This is a genomic window from Nonomuraea sp. NPDC003707, from assembly GCF_053587055.1.
Window position 1 is genome coordinate 109,788 of sequence record NZ_JBSFNK010000012.1, and the last position, 14,808, is coordinate 124,595.

Sequence of the window (14,808 nt, forward strand, 5' to 3'; positions counted from 1 at the left end):
CGCCCGGGCCACCCGTTAACGCCCGGCGCGGTGGCGGACCAGCCAGACGGCCAGGCCGACCGCGAAGACCGCCAGGCCCGCCAGCACCGACGCCGGCGGGAGCGTGGCGGCCAGCAGCACGCACAGGCCCAGCCCCAGCCCGGCGACCGGCCGGGGCGGCGCGCCTTCCGCGCGGCCGAGCGTGAGCGCGCACGCGTTGGCGATGCCGTAGTAGACCAGCACGCCGAACGACGAGAACCCGATCGCCCCCCGCAGGTCGGCGACCAGCAGCAGCACGATCACCGCGGCCCCGACGGCCAGCTCGGCCCGGCGCGGCACCTGCCGCGCCGGATCCACCACGGCCAGCGCGCCGGGCAGGTCGCGCTCGCGCGCCATGGCCAGGACCGTGCGCGAGACGCCCAGCAGCAGCGCCATCAGCGCGCCCAGCGCCGCCACCGCGGCCCCGGCGCCCACCACCGGCACCAGCCACGGGGCCCCGGCCGCCCTGACGACGCCGGCCAGCGGCGCCGGGGACCTGGCCAGCAGCTCCGGCCCGAGCGCGCGCAGCGCGGCCACCGCGACCAGCGCGTAGACGACGAACGTGACGCCCAGCGCGATGCCGACCGCCCGGGGGATGGTGCGGGCGGGGTCGCGCACCTCCTCGCCGAGGGTGGCGATCCGGGCATAACCGGCGAACGCGAAGAACAGCAGCCCGGCCGCCTGCAACACGCCCCAGACCTCGACCTGTGACCCGGGCAGGGGCTCGTAGGCGAACCAGCCGAACGTCACCGTGTCGTCGCCGAGCAGCCCCGTGACCACCACCGCGGCGAGCACGGCCAGCACGAACACGACGATCACCCGGGCCACCCCGGCCGAGCGCCGCACGCCGTACAGGCTGACCGCCGTCAGCGCGGCGACCGCGCCGACGGCCAGCGGCCTGGCCAGCGCGGGGGCGACGTAGGCGCCGAACGTGAGCGCCATCGCCGCGCACGAGGCCGTCTTGCCGACCGTGAAGCCCCAGCCCGCCAGGTAGCCCCAGAGCGGGCCGAGCCGCCGCCTGCCGTAGACGTAGGTGCCGCCGGACTCGGGGTAGAGCGCGGCCAGGCGGGCCGAGGAGGTGGCGTTGCAGTACGCCACGACGCCGGCCAGCACGAGCGCCACCGGCAGCCAGGCGCCCGCGGCGGCCGCGGCGGGCGCGAAGGCCGCGAACACGCCCGCGCCGATCATCGCGCTCAGCCCCACCACGACCGCGTCGGTGGTGCCGAGCCGCCGCGACAGCTCCTCCGGCACGCGCCCGCCTCCTCTCCCGCCTCAGGAGGCTCCCACTCTGCCGTATCGCACCGACAACCCGGCCGACGGCGGGGTGAACGCCCGCTGTCAGATCTCCGCGTCGTCAGCGGCGGCGTCGGTGGCGGGGGCGGGGGCGGGCACGACCAGCACCGGCCGGCCCGCGTTGTGCAACACCCGGTCGGACGTGCTGCCGAGCAGCAGCGAACGGACCCCGCCGAACCCCCGCGTCCCCGTCACGACGAGCCTGGCGTCGATCTCGTCGGCCACGTCCACGATCGTCGACCACACCGCCACCGAGTCCGCATCGCACCGCGGGGTCGCGTCCAGGCCGGCCTTGCGGGCGAGGTCCGCGCCGTGCTCGGCGAGCTCCCGCATCGCCCCCTCGATCGCCGCGTCCTCCGTGCCCAGCTGGTCGATCGCCATCATGAGCCCGGCGGAGGCCCTGGCCGAGGCCATCGCCGCCCGCTCCCACACCGTCAGCACGACGGCGGACTCCCCCTTCAGGAGCTCGCCCGCGAAGGCGATCGCGGCCTTGGCGTCGTCGGAACCGTCATACGCAATCAAAATCGCCATCTCAGCACTCCCACATCGTGATCGGGCCCGTACCTCTATCCCGGGCAAGCCGTTTCACGCCTACGGCAGGGGTAGCCGCCTCATATGACCGTTACGCGATTCCACGACCTGCCCCTCGCCCAGCGCGATCGCGAGTGGGACGCCGCCGCGGCGGACAAGCGGGTGCGCAAGTGGGCGGACGCCGAGGACAAGCCGAACGCGAAATACCGCGAGGCCTTCAGCTGGTACGACGCCGACGACGCCGACGAGTTCGGAGCGTACAAGCTGCCGATCGCCGACGTCGTGAACGGGGAACTGAAGGCGGTGCCCCGGGCGGTGTTCGCGGCGGCCGCGGTCATGGAGGGCGCCAGGGGCGGGGTCGATCTGCCGAAGAAGGACATCGAACGCGTCAAGGAGCACCTGGCGCACTACTACGCCAAGCTGGGCGAGGAGCCACCCTGGGAGCGCTGAGCCAGCGGCTTGAGCATCGACAGCCCGGCCAGCGCCAGCACGCCGATTTCGGTGACGACCACGGCCCGCTGGGTCAGCCCGGCCGGGATCTCGTCGTTGGTCAGCGGGATGCCGAACATCCGCACCACGTACGGGACCACGACCAGCAGCAGGGCTCCGAGCGCCACCCCGCTGAGGATCCGCACCGCCCTGGCGTACCGGATCCTGGCCTTGGCCAGCAGCATCCCCGCTGCGGGCATCACCAGGAACGCGGCGAAGGCGGCGTACCGGTGGATGCCACCCGACAACGACAGCGGCACTCCCGGCCGGTCGGTGGGAAAGGCGCCGATCAGGAACATGCTCGCCCCCCACGCCAGCAGCAGCGCGACGACCCAGCGGCTCATCCCGGCCCGGCGCATCGCCTCGGCGATCAACGCGGAGCCCACCGCGAACAACGTCAGCGAGGCGGGCAGCAACCAGCCGGACGCCTGGAAGGCGTACTCGCTGATGACGCTGTGCAACGGGTCGAGGTCGGATTCCGCGTGGAGGGTGAGCATGGCGCCGCTTCCGGTGCCGATGGCCGCGAATCCGCTGACAAGCAATGCCTTCATGCCTCAAAGCTCGTGGAACGCGGCCTCGCGGAATATCGGAGATCGACCCTGAAGTGACCTGAACGATCCCTTAATACCTTGGTCGGAAACGACCCTGAGAACACCCGGCCACCTGCGCAGACGTGACCCTGAGTAGGGACTCCCCCCTCAGGGTGGGTCCCGGGCGCCTGACCCGGTTTGACCTGGAACGCACTCCAGGGGTGAACCTGGAAACATGAAGAAGCGCACTCTCGGGAACGGCGGGCCTCAGGTCTCGGCGCTGGGCCTCGGCTGCATGGGCATGTCCGACTTCTACGGCCCGGGCGACGAGAAGGAGTCGATCGCCGTCATCCACCGCGCACTCGACCTGGGCATGAATTTTCTGGACACGGCCGACACGTACGGGCTCGGGGCCAACGAGGAGCTCGTCGGCCGGGCCGTCAAGGACCGGCGGGACGAGGTGGTGCTGGCCACCAAGTTCGGCGTCAAGCGCGGCGGCGGCACCCGCTCCGTCGAGAACAGCCCGGCGTACATCAGGGCCGCCTGCGACGCCTCGCTCCGGCGCCTCGGCGTGGACCACATCGACCTGTACTACATGCACCGCCGCAACAGGAACGTCCCCGTCGAGGAGTCGGTCGGCGCGATGGCCGAGCTGGTCGAGCAGGGCAAGGTAGGCCATCTCGGGCTGTCGGAGGTGAGCGCGGACACCCTGCGCAGGGCCTCGGCCGTCCACCCGATCGCGGCCCTGCAGAGCGAGTACTCGCTGTTCACCCGGGGGCTGGAGGCGGAGATCCTGCCCACGGCCAGGGAACTGGGCGTGGCGCTGGTGGCGTACTCGCCGATCAGCCGCGGCTTCCTGTCCGGCGCGCTGCCGCCCGTGGAGGAGCTGTCCGAGGACGATGTCCGCCGGTGGATGCCGCGCCTCGCGGGCGAGAACGCCGAGCGCAACGCCGGGCTGGTCGCGGAGGTACGGAAGATCGCCGACGCCGCCGGGATCACCGCCGCGCAGCTCGCGCTGGCCTGGGTGCTGGCCCAGGGGGACGACGTCGTGCCGATCCCGGGGACGAAACGGCTGACGTACCTGGAGGAGAACGCGGCGGCGGCCGACATCACGCTGACCGCCGACCAGCTCGCCGCCCTGGCCCGCGCCGTCCCGGCGGACGCCGTCGCCGGCACCCGTTATCCGGATATGTCAGAGATCGAGGGGTAGCCAGCCGGGCTCAGGCGACGGGGCCGGGCGCGTCGAAGTAGACGCGGATGGCGGTCGCCCCCGGGCGGGTGTGCACGCGTACGAGGTCGCTCAGGAGGTTGACGATCAGCAGCCCGCGCGACCCCGCGTGGCGCGGGTCGACCGGGCGGCGGCCCACCAGCGGGTCGGTGATGTGCCCGGCGTCGCTGACCTCGCACACCAGCCGCCCGTCCTCGGCCCAGGCCCGGATCGTGCCCGAGCCGCCGCCGTGGTCGAGGCTGTTGGCGCCCAGCTCGGCCACCGTCAGCTGGATGTCGTCGAGCCGGTCGCCGGAGAATCCCATCTCCGCCGCCCTCCGCGCGGCCAGGCCGCGGGCCGCCGACAGGCTGGTGCGGTCGAAGCGCAGCGAGACGAAGTCGGCGGGCTCGTCGAGCGGCCGGTTGTGCGCGGAGACCACCAGCTCGGGCGCGTATTCGGCGCTGGCCCACTCCCCCGAGAGGTCGCACAGCACGGGGTGGGTGCGCTCCGCCTCCTGGAGGACCTCGGGAGCGAGCCCGTCGGCGTCGTACGGGCACAGGATCGTGACCCGCCGTCCCGCGAACGACAGGTTGATCAGCGCCTCGTGCTGCGCGGCGGCCCCGTATTCCGTCCTGGTGCGCCCCGGCCAGAGCGGCTCTCCGATGATCCGCACGTGCCCGCCGGTATGCCGGTCGGCGAAGTCGCGCAGCACGGCGGGGATGATCCGCCCCGGATTGCGCCCGGCCTCCTGCATGTCGAGCAGGTGCACGGACTTGGCGTCGTCGCCGAGCTCGGCCTCGATCAGGGCCAGATTGCGGGCCGGCACCGCGATCGCGACAGGCTCGTCCAGGGCCAGCCCCGCGCGGACGAATGCGCTGGTGGCAGCCACATATTCCCGGTCGCCCCGATAGAGGAGCGCCGGGTGCGTGAACGGTTCCGCCAACATCAGAATTCACGCTACCCAAGGAAGATGACTTCACAGCAATCCGGTGGGTACGTAATTGGCGTGAAGCGAATCCGGGTCGTTCGCCGCCCCCGCCTCGTCCGAGGGCCGCTCCCCCTTGATCTCCGCACCCCTTCCGGCCGACAACTCCCGTTCTGAGCGCTGCGACTCTATGCTCAAGATATGTCGCAATTGCAGATGCGAGTGTCCGACGAGGACCGAGAGCGCACCGCGCAACAGCTCCAGCACGCCTTCGCCGAAGGCCGGCTCACCCAGCTGGAGCTCGAAGACCGCCTTGAGATCGCCCTCACCGCGAGGACCTACGGCGAACTGCTGGGCCTGATCGAGGATCTCCCCACCGACCAGCCGCAGGTCGACGACGTGGTCGATCTGGAGTCCAAGAACGGCCAGATCAAGCGCGCCGGCGACTGGGCCGTCCCCCGGCGGCTGCGGGTGGCCTCCAAGTACGGCGGCGTCGAGCTGGACCTCTCCGAGGCCGTCATCACCCACCCGGTGGTGGACATCGAGCTCGACCTCGCGTACGGCTCCGCCAAGATCATCCTCCCGGACGGCGGCGTCGCGAACGTGGACGCCTTCCGCAGCGACTGGGGCCAGGTCCACACCTCCGACGTGCCCGGCAGGCCCCGCCCCGGCGCCGTCCACGTGGTGATCAGCGGCACCACGAAGTACGGCAGCCTGACCGTCCGCTATCCACGCAAACGCTGGCTCGCCCGCTGAGGCTTTACGCCCACTTGATACGCGTGGTGTTAGTGGGGTGCAAGCGACAGTCAAGGACTGATCCATAATGTTCCCTTCGTTCGTAGAAACCACCGAAGGGCAAGAAATGACTCCCCCTCGTCGTCGCCTGGCCGTCGCGGCCGCGACGCTGACCCTTGCTGTCCTCACGAGCACCGGCTGTGGTGCGCTGGGCCAGGCGGTTGACTGCAACACCGCCGCCCAGGAGGCCACCAAGATCATGAATGAGTGGACGACCACGATCACCAAGGACGCCACCGACACGAAGGCCATCGGCACGGCCTCGAAGGACGCGGCGGGCAAGACCAAGGAGCTCGCGGGCAAGTACGACGGCGAAGTCGCCGCCGCACTGAACGACCTCGCCGCCGGTTTCGAGACCCTGGAGAAGGGCGACCTGGCCGAAGTGTCCTCGTTCACGGGCAAGATGCAGGGCTTCTCGACCAAGATCACCTCTGCCTGCAGCTGACGCTGAGCCCGCGGTCGCCGTTCCGCCTGTGGGGGGCAGGACGGCGCGGCGGCCGCGCCACGTTCGGGTGGATTCGTTCTACCCTTGCTGCCCGTGACGGGTGACACTCTGGCGGCGCGACAGGGGGCGTCCGCCGCCGCCTTCCTCTGGAAGATCCGGCTGTCCGGCCACCGCGTACGCGTGGGCGCCATCGCGCTCGTCGCCGCGGTGGCCTACGCCGTGCTCGGCCTGGTCAAGCTGGCCACGTTCCGGGCCACGTCGTTCGACCTGGTGATCGTGGACCAGGCGGTGCGCAACTACGCGGCGCTTCGGCCGCCGCACATCCCCGTGCTGGGCATGTTCCACGGGCGGGGCATGGACTACGTGCAGCTCGCCGACCATTTCTCGCCCGTCTACGCGATGCTCGCGCCCTTCTACTGGATCCACGACGGGCCCGAGACGCTGATCGTCGCGCAGGCGCTGCTGTTCGCCGCCGCGATCCCGTTCATCTGGCTGTTCACCCGGCGCGTGCTCGGCGTGGCGCCCGCCTACCTGGTCTCCGTGGCGTACGCGCTGTCGTGGCCCGTCGCGCAGGCCGTCGCGTTCGACGCGCACGAGGTCATGTTCGTCCCCGTGCTCACCGCGATCATGATCGAGCGCTACCACGCCGGCCACCGGCTGCCCGCCCTCATCGCGATGCTCGACCTCCTGCTGGTCAAGGAGGACATGGGGCTGATGGTGATCGGGGCGGGGCTGTGCCTGATCGTCCTGGGCGACCGGCTGCGGGGGCTGCTCTGCATGGCGCTCGGGACGGGGGCCGTCCTGCTCGTACGCGGGCTGGCGATCACGGCCTTCGGCGGCGACTCCAAGGACTTCTGGGCCTACAACCATCTCGGCCCCGACGTGCCGAGCGCGATCCTGGCGCTGCTGCGCGACCCGATCGCGGCCGTGCTGCTGCCGTTCAGCGAGGAGGCCAAGGTCGACACGCTGTTCCTGCTGGTGTGGCCGACGCTGCTGCTGTGCCTGCTCTCGCCGCTGTCGCTGGTGGCGCTGCCGCACGTGCTGGAGCGCATGTTGTCCGACCGCTCCCAGTGGTGGCAGGCCGACTTCCAGTACAGCGCGTTCACCGTGGTCATCCTCTTCTGCGCGGGCGTTGACGGGCTGGCCAGGCTGCTGCGCTGGATGAAGCGCTCCGACGACACCTCGCTCAAGCTCGCCTGGGCGACGGCGGCCTGCGTGGTCGCGATCACCCTGGTGCCCAGATTCGCGCTGGACCAGCTCTACCATCCGCCCTTCTACCAGGAGCCCAAGGCTGCCGCCGCCGCCGAGGCCGTGAGCAAGGTGCCCTCCGGGGTCACCGTCGAGGCGGTCAACTCCGTCGGCCCCGCCCTGACCTCCAGGACCACCGTCCTGCTGTGGACGGCCCAGTCGCACGGCGCGCCGTGGGTGGTGGCCGACACCTCCCGCTGGGAGTTCCCCTTCGGCTCTGCGGACGAGCAGCGCGCCGCGGTCGACGCGCTGCAGGGCCAGGGGTACGCGAAGGTGTTCGAGCGCGACGGCTACGTGGTGCTCCGGCGCGGCTGAAGCGCCTCCGCGTAGGCCCGGTCGAACCCGTCGAGGACCGACGGCCACGAGCCCGCCGCCGGAGGGGTCGCCCGGTTGTGCGCGGCGATCGACTCGCGCAGCGCCGCGTCCGTGCAGAGCCGGGCCACCGCGCGGGCCAGGTCGCCGAGCGTGTGGCCGAGCAGCCCCTCCGTGCCGTCCGCGACGAAGTCGGCGACCCCGCTCTGCGCCCTGGCCACCACCGGCAGCCCCGCGGCCCGCGCCTCCAGCGCCGCGATGCCGAACGACTCGCGCGGCGCGGGCGCCACGAACACGTCCGCGGCCTCCAGCACCTTCGCGATCTGCTCCCGCGTGTAGCGGCCCGGCAGGGAGACCCAGCCGGCCATGCCGTGCCGGGCGAGAAAACGTTCCATCTGGCCGCGAGCCGGCCCGTCGCCGACGATCGTGGCCCGCATGGGGATCCTGGCGGGCACCCGCCGCCTGGCCGCCTGGAGCAGCCTCAGCAGGCGTACGGGCTGCTTGCGCGGCGCCAGCCGGCCCACCGCGACGATGTGCACCTCGTGCGCCTCTTCCCGCCGGTCGGGCGTGCCGGGAGGCGGCGCCCAGCCCGACAGGTCAAGGCCGTTGGAGACCACCCGGACCGGTACCTCGGGCCCCGCCACGGCGCGGATCGGGACCGCGGCGGCGTTGCTGACCGTGGTCGCCACCAGCCGCCACCGCTGCCAGCCGAACCCCAGCCGCAGCAGCCGGTAGAGCGCCCGCGTGACCGGATCCCACATGCTGTGCACGGTCACGACACACGGAAGCCCGGCCCGCGCGGCCGCCCGCACGCCCATCCAGGCGAACGGCGAGACCGCCCCCGCGTGCACGTGCACCACGTCCGGGCGCAGGGAAGTGAGCCGGCGCGTGAGCTGCCCCACCCCGAACGGGTGAACAGGCAGGTCGAACGGCATTCTGGCGACGATCCGGTGGACCCCGGGCAGCGGCTCGCCTCTCGTCGCGGTGGCCACGGAGACGTCGTGTCCCGCCTCCCGCTGCATCCGCACGAGATCGGCCACCTGGACCTCGATCCCTCCGAGTCGCGGCAGGTAACAGTCGCTCACGTGAAAGATCCGCACCCCTCCCAGACTAATCTGGGCGTGTGCCTCCACGTACCGCAGTGTTCTTTCACGCTCACCCTGACGACGAGGCCCTGCTGACGGCGGGCACCATGGCGATGCTCGCGGCCGAGGGACACCGCGTGGTGCTCGTGGTGGCCACCGCGGGCGAGCGCGGCCTGGCCGAGATGGAGCCCGGCGAGGCGCTCGGCGAGACCAGGCTCAAGGAGCTCTACGAGTCGGCCGCGCTGCTCGGCTGCGCCCGCGTGGAGTGCCTCGGCTACGGCGACTCGGGGCTGAGCCCCAAGGGCGGCAAGGCCGAGGAGCGGCCCGACAACGCCTTCATCGACGCCGACACCGAGGCGGCGGCCAAGGCGCTGGCCGCGATCCTGCAGGAGGAGGAGGCCGACCTGCTGGCGATCTACGATCCGGCGGGCGGCTACGGGCACCCCGATCACGTGCAGGTGCACCGGGTGGGCAAACGGGCGGCGAAGATCGCCGGGACCGAGATCGTCCTGGAGGCGACGGTCAACCGCGATCCGCTGGTCAGGCTGCTGCGGCTGGCGGGCCGGTTCTACAAGTTCCCGCCGGAGTTCGACGTACGGACGTTCGAGAGCGCGTACTCGTCGAGCGAGACGATCACCCACCGGGTCAACGTCAGGAAATACACCCGCCAGAAACGGGCGTCCATGGCCGCGCACGCCTCCCAGGCCAGCGGCGGCGACAGCGACCGCACACTCGCCGTCATGCTGAAGGTCCCGCGCCCGATCTACCGCCTCGTCTTCGGCACCGAGTGGTACGTCCGCCGCGACCTGCCGCCGGGCACCCGGCTCACTCATCCCTTCGACCAGTGGCCGAAATGATTCCTCCGAAGGAGGATCCTCGTCCGGCGACCCGTCAGACTGGACCCCGATGAAGAACAAGTGGCTCCAGATCGCGCTGTCCGTGCTGTCGCTCGGGCTGGCCGTGCTGCTCGTGGTCTACCTTCCGCAGATCGTGCGCACGCTCACCGGCAAGCCCGTCTCCTGGCACGAGATCGGCAAGGTCTTCGGCACGCTCGGCGCCGGCGAGATCACGCTGATGACCGTGCTGTGGCTGCTGAGCCTGCTGGCGTACACGTTCGTGCTGACCAACTCCCTGCCCGGCCTCAACAACCTCCAGGGCCTCACGCTCAACGCGGCCGGAAGCGCGGTCAGCAACCTGCTGCCGTTCGGCGGGGCGGTCGGCGTGGCGGTGTCGTTCGCGATGACCAGGGGCTGGGGCTTCTCCAGCCGGTCGATCGTGGTCATGACGCTGGTCAGCGGCATCTGGAACACGATGTTCAGGTTCATCCTGCCGGCGGTCGGGATCATCGCGCTGCTGGCGGCCGGCGAGGCGCCCAACCCCACCGTCGCCAAGGCCGGTTGGACGGGCGCGATCTCGATCCTCGTGCTCTGCGTGATCGTGGCGGTCGCTCTTTACTGGGACCGCGCCGCCGTCGCCCTCGGCCGCGCGCTCGACGGCGTCACCCGGCTGCTGCGGCTGAAGATCCACGCCTCGGACGCGTTCCACAAGCTGCGTGCCGACACCGCCGGCGTCGTCAGGTCGAGATGGCCCGGGCTGTCGCTGGCGATGGTTTTCTTCCTGGGGTTCCAGTGGTCGATCATGGCGCTGTGCCTCCAGGTGACGGGCGCCTGGCCGGGGTTCGCCCAGTCGATCGCCGTCTTCGCCCTCTCCCGCGTGCTCACCGCCGTCCTGATCACGCCCAGCGGGGCCGGGATCATGGAGGGCGGCGTGGTGCTCCTCCTCACCGAGGGGTTCGGTGTCGGAGTCGCTCCGGCCACCGCGACCGCACTGCTTTTCGGCTTCTGGACTTACACTATCGAGATCCCGTTCGGCGGCCTGGCTCTGGGCGCATGGGCGCTCCTGCGCAGGCGCAACGGCCGGAACGCCGGGGCGGAGCCCCCGTCCGCGATCTCGAAGGCCCAGTAGTGACAATCCCAAACCCATCAAAGACCTTGTGCGTGATTCCTAGGCCCGCATAGCGTGGCGGCTGACATGGTGGCGTTCCGAGTTCTGGGGCCAGTCGAGGCGTACGAACACGACGACGAACTCGACCTCGGCGGGTTGCGGCAGCGGGCCGTCCTCGCCCGGCTTCTCGTGGCCAGAGGTCAGGTCGTGCCCGTTGACACGCTTCTTTACGATCTGTGGGATGACGACGGGGCCAAGGGCGCGCAGTCGGGCCTGCAGGTCTACATCTCGCGCCTGCGCCGGGTGCTGGAGCCCGGCCGCCCGCGCGGGGGGCCCAACCGGCTGCTGGTGACGGTCGCGTCCGGCTACGCGTTGCGGGTGGCCTCCGACCAGGTCGACGCGCTCAAGTTCGAGCAGCTCGTCCGCGCGGCGGGCGAGCACCTCGAAGAGGGCGATCCGCAGTCCGCCCGAGGCCGCCTGGAAAAGGCGCTGGGCCTGTGGCGCGGCACTCCCTATTCCGACTTCGCCGACCAGTCGTGGGCGGAGGCCGAGGTCAACCGGCTGGCGGAGCTGCGCCTCGTGACCCGCGAGCGGCACGCCGACACCGGGCTGCGGCTCGGCCTGCACGCCGAGACCGTTCCCGACCTGGAGGCGCTCACCACCGAAAACCCGCTGCGCGAGGAGGGCTGGCGGCTGCTGGCGCTGGGCCTCTACCGCTGCGGCCGGCAGGGCGACGCGCTGGCCGCGCTGCGCCGGGCCAGAAACATCCTGGCCGACGAGCTGGGCATCGACCCGGGGCCCGCGCTGCGCAAGCTGGAGTCCGACATCCTGGCCCAGTCCCCTGAGCTGGATCTGGCCGTCACGGCGCGCCCCGCACGGCCCGCCGCGCCGGTCACCGACACCTGGCCGCCCAGACCGGCCGCGGCCGTCGAGCCGCCGCCGCTGGAGCCCGAGCCGTTCGTCGGCCGCGACGCCGAGCTGGCCAGGCTGACCACGGCGGCCTCGCGCACGGGCCGGTTCCAGGTCGCGATCGTGGCCGGGGTCGCCGGCGCGGGCAAGACCACGCTGCTGCGCCAGCTGGAGAGCAGGCTCGCCACCGACGGCTGGACCACCGCGTCCGGCGCGTGCCCCGACTCCAGCGCCACCCCGCCGGGCTGGGCATGGGTGGAGATCCTGCGCACGCTCACCGTCGCGACCGGCGCGGGCGAATACGCGCAGCTGCTCGCGCCGCTGCTCGACGACGCCGCCCCCGATCCCGACGAGGACGAGGCGTCCGGCGGCTTCCGGCTGCACCGCGCGGTCGGCGGCTACCTGGCCGGGGTCGCGCGCCGCGCGCCGGTGCTGCTGACCCTGGAGGACCTCCACTGGGCCGACGACCAGACGCTCGCGCTGCTGCGCGCGCTGCCGAGCCTGCTGGCGACCAGCCGGGTGCTGCTCGTGGTGACGTGCAGGGAGAGCGAGCTCGACGACCGCCAGTCCGACGTGCTGGCCGCGCTGGCCAGGCTGGGCCCGGTCCGCGTGGGCCTGTCGGGGCTCGACCCGAAGGCCGTGGCCGAGCTGGTCAAGGCGACGTGCGTACGCGACATCGACGAGGACGCGGTCGAGTCGATCGTCGAGCGCACGGGCGGCAACCCGTTCTTCGTCCGCGAGACCGTGCGCCTGCTCGACTCCGAGGGCGCGGCCGACCGGGCCAGCGCCACCGAGGTGCTCTCGCAGGTGCCCTCCGGCGTGCGCGACGTGCTGCGGCGGCGCATCTCGCGGCTGCCGTCGGGCGCCCAGCAGATCCTGCTCCAGGCCGCCGTGATCGGGCGTGACGTCGATCTCGACGTGCTGATCGCCGTGTCGGGCGACGAGGACGCGGTGATCGAGGCCGTGGAGGCGGCGCTGCTGGCCGGGCTGGTGACCGAGCCGGGGCCCGGGCTGCTCAGGTTCGACCACGACCTGGTGCGCGACACGATCTACTCCGACGCCTCCAGGCTGCGCCGCACGCGGCTGCACGCGGCCGTGGCGGCGGTCATCGAGCAGCACACGCCGTCCGACGTGGCGGCGCTGGCCCACCACTACTTCCTGGCCGACGCGGCCGGGAAGGCGGTCCACTACGCGGGGCTGGCGGCCGAGCAGGCGGAGCGGCGCTTCGCCCACCGCGAGGCGGCCACCCTGTGGGAGCAGGCCATCGCGGCGTTCGACCGCTCGCGCGACGAGCAGAGCGGCGCGCAGACGCCCGAGCGCAGCAAGGAGCGCCTGCGGCTCATGCTGCGCCAGATCAGGGCCCTGGCGCTGTGCGGCGACATGACGGCGGCCCGGCTGCTGCGCCGCCAGGCCATGGACGCCGCGCTGCCGCTGGGCGACCTGGAGATCACCGCCAAGGTGGCGGCGTCGCTGGCCGTGCCGCACAAGGGCATCGCGCGCGACTTCACCCGCACCGCGTGGGAGATCGTCGACATCACCGAGAAGGCGCTCATGGAGCTGCCCGAGGGTGAGCAGCGGCTGCGGGCCAGCCTGCTGACCACGCTGGCGCTGGAGCTGGAGGGCTCCTCCTCCCCCGAGCGCGGGCGTCAGGCGTCGCTGGAGGCGCTGGAGCTGGCCCGGCAGAGCGGCGACCCGACGCTGATCGCTGCGGCGCTGAGCGGGCGGCTGCGGCAGTCGTACGACATCCCCGCCGTGGACACCCGGGAGAGCATCGGCAGGGAGCTGCTGGAGGTCGCGCAGCGCTCGGGGCAGATGGCCACGCAGGCGCTGGCCCACCTGGTGCTGCTGGAGTGCGCGGCGGCCAGGGGCGAGTTCGCGGTCGCCGACCAGCACGCGTCCGCCGCCGACGCCCTGGCCAGGCAGTACGACCTGTCGGCGCCGGCCGCGGTCGTGGTCTGGTACGCGGGCCAGCGGCTGATGATCGCCGGCGACTACACGGGCGCCGAGCGGGCCTATCGCGACGCGACCAGGATGACGGCGCGGGCGGGCATGCTGGAAGGCCGCCAGGACCTCCCGCTGATCACGACGTTCTGCCTGCACCTGGTGGACGGCCGGGCGGCCGAGATGGTCGACCTGCTCGCCGACGCCCACCGGCGGGGCGCCAAGTGGACGCTCGACGCGTACGCGCTGGCCCTGGCCTCGTCCGGGCACCTCCAGGACGCCAAGGCCGTGGCCGCCACCCGCCCGCCGGTGCGGCCCGACTTCCTCTACGAGCTGGCGATGACCTGGCGGGCGCTGGCCGGCATGCTGCTCGACGACCGGGAGCGGATGGTCGACTGCTACGACAAGCTCAAACCGTTCGCCGACCGGGTGGCGGGCGCGGGCACCGGCGTGGTGGCGCTGTGGCCGGTGGCGCTGACGCTGGGCGACCTCGCCGTGCGCCTGGGCCAGCCGGACGCGGCCCGCGCCCACTACGAGAAGGCCCTGGAGGTGGCCGAGCGGGTCGGCGTGCCGCGCTGGGTGGAGGCGGCACGGCGGTCGGTCAGCAGCTCACCTGGAAACGGTCGCTCGTGACGGTCTTGACGCCCTTGGCCGACAGCTCGACGCGATACCAGCCGGGGTCGCCGGAGAGCTCGGGCCGCCACTCGACGGTCTGCGCGGCGCCCACGAAGCCGTCGTAGTCGACCAGGTACGTGCGCCACGACTTGGTGGAGGGGCTCCAGCGGGCGAGCTTCCAGCCGTAGTGCACGCTCCGGCCGGGCTCGGGGCTGACGAGCACGCTGCGCGCGACGAGCGGCCCCGAGCAGGCGCCGGCCAGATCGCCGAGGGTGACCTGGCCGGGCTGGGCGGCCGGGGCCAGCTCCTCGGCGACGGGCACCTCGCGGGCCGACAGGGTGATGGTCGTCACGGCGGCCGGCGCGCCGTCGGCGGCGCTGTAGGCGGAGAAGCCGATGTACGCGCTGGTGAACGCCAGGGCGGCCACGATGAGCTTGACCGCGTTCGTCGTGCCACTCGCCAGGACGGCCGCGCTTCTCGACGCCATCTTCAACACCCCTTTTGCCTCACCCATAGAGTGA

The 14,808-nt window shown here is 72.3% G+C and carries 14 protein-coding genes; 8 read left to right on the forward strand and 6 right to left on the reverse strand.

Annotated features, from left to right (window positions below; genetic code table 11):
- Window positions 1-15: 15 nt before the first annotated feature.
- On the reverse strand, window positions 16-1,269 hold the full coding sequence (locus ACWDRB_RS29955; protein WP_449899155.1) for an APC family permease: 1,254 nt from the start codon (window positions 1,267-1,269) through the stop codon (window positions 16-18).
- 87 nt (window positions 1,270-1,356) lie between these two features.
- Window positions 1,357-1,842, reverse strand: coding sequence for a universal stress protein (locus tag ACWDRB_RS29960; RefSeq protein WP_449899157.1), 486 nt, complete (start codon window positions 1,840-1,842; stop codon window positions 1,357-1,359).
- Window positions 1,843-1,926: 84 nt separating this feature from the next.
- Between ACWDRB_RS29960 and ACWDRB_RS29965 the strand changes: the two genes are divergently transcribed.
- The gene (locus ACWDRB_RS29965; RefSeq protein WP_397365703.1) at window positions 1,927-2,292 is read left to right on the forward strand and encodes a hypothetical protein; all 366 of its coding nucleotides are present in this window, start codon (window positions 1,927-1,929) and stop codon (window positions 2,290-2,292) included.
- Here ACWDRB_RS29965 and ACWDRB_RS29970 read toward each other — a convergent pair.
- The gene (locus ACWDRB_RS29970) at window positions 2,253-2,882 is read right to left on the reverse strand and encodes a DUF998 domain-containing protein (protein WP_355199451.1); all 630 of its coding nucleotides are present in this window, start codon (window positions 2,880-2,882) and stop codon (window positions 2,253-2,255) included. The two genes, ACWDRB_RS29965 and ACWDRB_RS29970, sit on opposite strands and share 40 nt — an antisense overlap.
- Before the next feature lie 214 nt (window positions 2,883-3,096).
- On the opposite strand from ACWDRB_RS29970, the gene ACWDRB_RS29975 reads away from it, so the two are divergent.
- Entirely contained in the window at window positions 3,097-4,071 is a 975-nt protein-coding gene (locus ACWDRB_RS29975) for an aldo/keto reductase (RefSeq protein WP_449899160.1), read from the forward strand.
- A gap of 10 nt (window positions 4,072-4,081) precedes the next feature.
- Here ACWDRB_RS29975 and ACWDRB_RS29980 read toward each other — a convergent pair whose 3' ends face one another.
- Window positions 4,082-5,014, reverse strand: a complete 933-nt coding sequence (locus ACWDRB_RS29980; RefSeq protein WP_449899163.1) for an anti-sigma factor RsbA family regulatory protein — start codon at window positions 5,012-5,014, stop codon at window positions 4,082-4,084.
- Window positions 5,015-5,194: 180 nt separating this feature from the next.
- Here ACWDRB_RS29980 and ACWDRB_RS29985 point away from each other — a divergent pair, with 180 nt between their 5' ends.
- From ACWDRB_RS29985 to ACWDRB_RS29995, 3 genes are all read left to right on the forward strand, one after another.
- A complete protein-coding gene (locus tag ACWDRB_RS29985; RefSeq protein ID WP_449899166.1) occupies window positions 5,195-5,749 on the forward strand; it encodes a DUF1707 SHOCT-like domain-containing protein in 555 nt (184 codons plus the stop codon).
- A gap of 67 nt (window positions 5,750-5,816) precedes the next feature.
- Window positions 5,817-6,233 (forward strand): hypothetical protein, encoded by a 417-nt coding sequence (locus tag ACWDRB_RS29990; protein ID WP_355199455.1) that lies wholly within the window; start codon window positions 5,817-5,819, stop codon window positions 6,231-6,233.
- A 93-nt stretch (window positions 6,234-6,326) separates the two neighbouring features.
- Window positions 6,327-7,796, forward strand: coding sequence for a DUF2079 domain-containing protein (locus ACWDRB_RS29995; RefSeq protein WP_449899169.1), 1,470 nt, complete (start codon window positions 6,327-6,329; stop codon window positions 7,794-7,796).
- Here the strand turns inward: ACWDRB_RS29995 and ACWDRB_RS30000 are convergent.
- Window positions 7,772-8,893 (reverse strand): glycosyltransferase, encoded by a 1,122-nt coding sequence (locus tag ACWDRB_RS30000; RefSeq protein ID WP_449899172.1) that lies wholly within the window; start codon window positions 8,891-8,893, stop codon window positions 7,772-7,774. The two genes, ACWDRB_RS29995 and ACWDRB_RS30000, sit on opposite strands and share 25 nt — an antisense overlap.
- Window positions 8,894-8,916: 23 nt before the next feature.
- On the opposite strand from ACWDRB_RS30000, the gene ACWDRB_RS30005 reads away from it, so the two are divergent.
- From ACWDRB_RS30005 to ACWDRB_RS30015, 3 genes are all read left to right on the forward strand, one after another.
- Window positions 8,917-9,735: a PIG-L deacetylase family protein gene (locus ACWDRB_RS30005; RefSeq protein ID WP_449899174.1), complete on the forward strand. Its 819-nt coding sequence runs from the start codon at window positions 8,917-8,919 to the stop codon at window positions 9,733-9,735.
- A gap of 49 nt (window positions 9,736-9,784) precedes the next feature.
- Window positions 9,785-10,843 (forward strand): lysylphosphatidylglycerol synthase domain-containing protein, encoded by a 1,059-nt coding sequence (locus ACWDRB_RS30010; protein WP_350728113.1) that lies wholly within the window; start codon window positions 9,785-9,787, stop codon window positions 10,841-10,843.
- Between the two features lie 66 nt (window positions 10,844-10,909).
- On the forward strand, window positions 10,910-14,305 hold the full coding sequence (locus ACWDRB_RS30015; protein WP_449899177.1) for a BTAD domain-containing putative transcriptional regulator: 3,396 nt from the start codon (window positions 10,910-10,912) through the stop codon (window positions 14,303-14,305).
- Here the strand turns inward: ACWDRB_RS30015 and ACWDRB_RS30020 are convergent.
- Window positions 14,274-14,774 carry a hypothetical protein gene (locus ACWDRB_RS30020; protein ID WP_449899179.1) on the reverse strand — a complete coding sequence of 167 codons (501 nt, stop codon included), beginning with the start codon at window positions 14,772-14,774 and terminating at the stop codon, window positions 14,274-14,276. The genes ACWDRB_RS30015 and ACWDRB_RS30020 overlap by 32 nt on opposite strands.
- Window positions 14,775-14,808: the final 34 nt, after the last annotated feature.

Excerpts from the sequence above, each read along its gene's own strand:
- ACWDRB_RS29960 (WP_449899157.1), bottom strand. The coding sequence starts at position 1,842 with ATGGCGATTTTGATTGCGTATGACGGTTCCGACGACGCCAAGGCCGCG.
- ACWDRB_RS29965 (WP_397365703.1), top strand. The coding sequence starts at position 1,927 with ATGACCGTTACGCGATTCCACGACCTGCCCCTCGCCCAGCGCGATCGC.
- ACWDRB_RS29970 (WP_355199451.1), bottom strand. The coding sequence starts at position 2,882 with ATGAAGGCATTGCTTGTCAGCGGATTCGCGGCCATCGGCACCGGAAGC.
- ACWDRB_RS29975 (WP_449899160.1), top strand. The coding sequence starts at position 3,097 with ATGAAGAAGCGCACTCTCGGGAACGGCGGGCCTCAGGTCTCGGCGCTG.
- ACWDRB_RS29980 (WP_449899163.1), bottom strand. The coding sequence starts at position 5,014 with ATGTTGGCGGAACCGTTCACGCACCCGGCGCTCCTCTATCGGGGCGAC.
- ACWDRB_RS29985 (WP_449899166.1), top strand. The coding sequence starts at position 5,195 with ATGTCGCAATTGCAGATGCGAGTGTCCGACGAGGACCGAGAGCGCACC.
- ACWDRB_RS29990 (WP_355199455.1), top strand. The coding sequence starts at position 5,817 with ATGTTCCCTTCGTTCGTAGAAACCACCGAAGGGCAAGAAATGACTCCC.
- ACWDRB_RS30010 (WP_350728113.1), top strand. The coding sequence starts at position 9,785 with ATGAAGAACAAGTGGCTCCAGATCGCGCTGTCCGTGCTGTCGCTCGGG.
- ACWDRB_RS30015 (WP_449899177.1), top strand. The coding sequence starts at position 10,910 with ATGGTGGCGTTCCGAGTTCTGGGGCCAGTCGAGGCGTACGAACACGAC.
- ACWDRB_RS30020 (WP_449899179.1), bottom strand. The coding sequence starts at position 14,774 with ATGGCGTCGAGAAGCGCGGCCGTCCTGGCGAGTGGCACGACGAACGCG.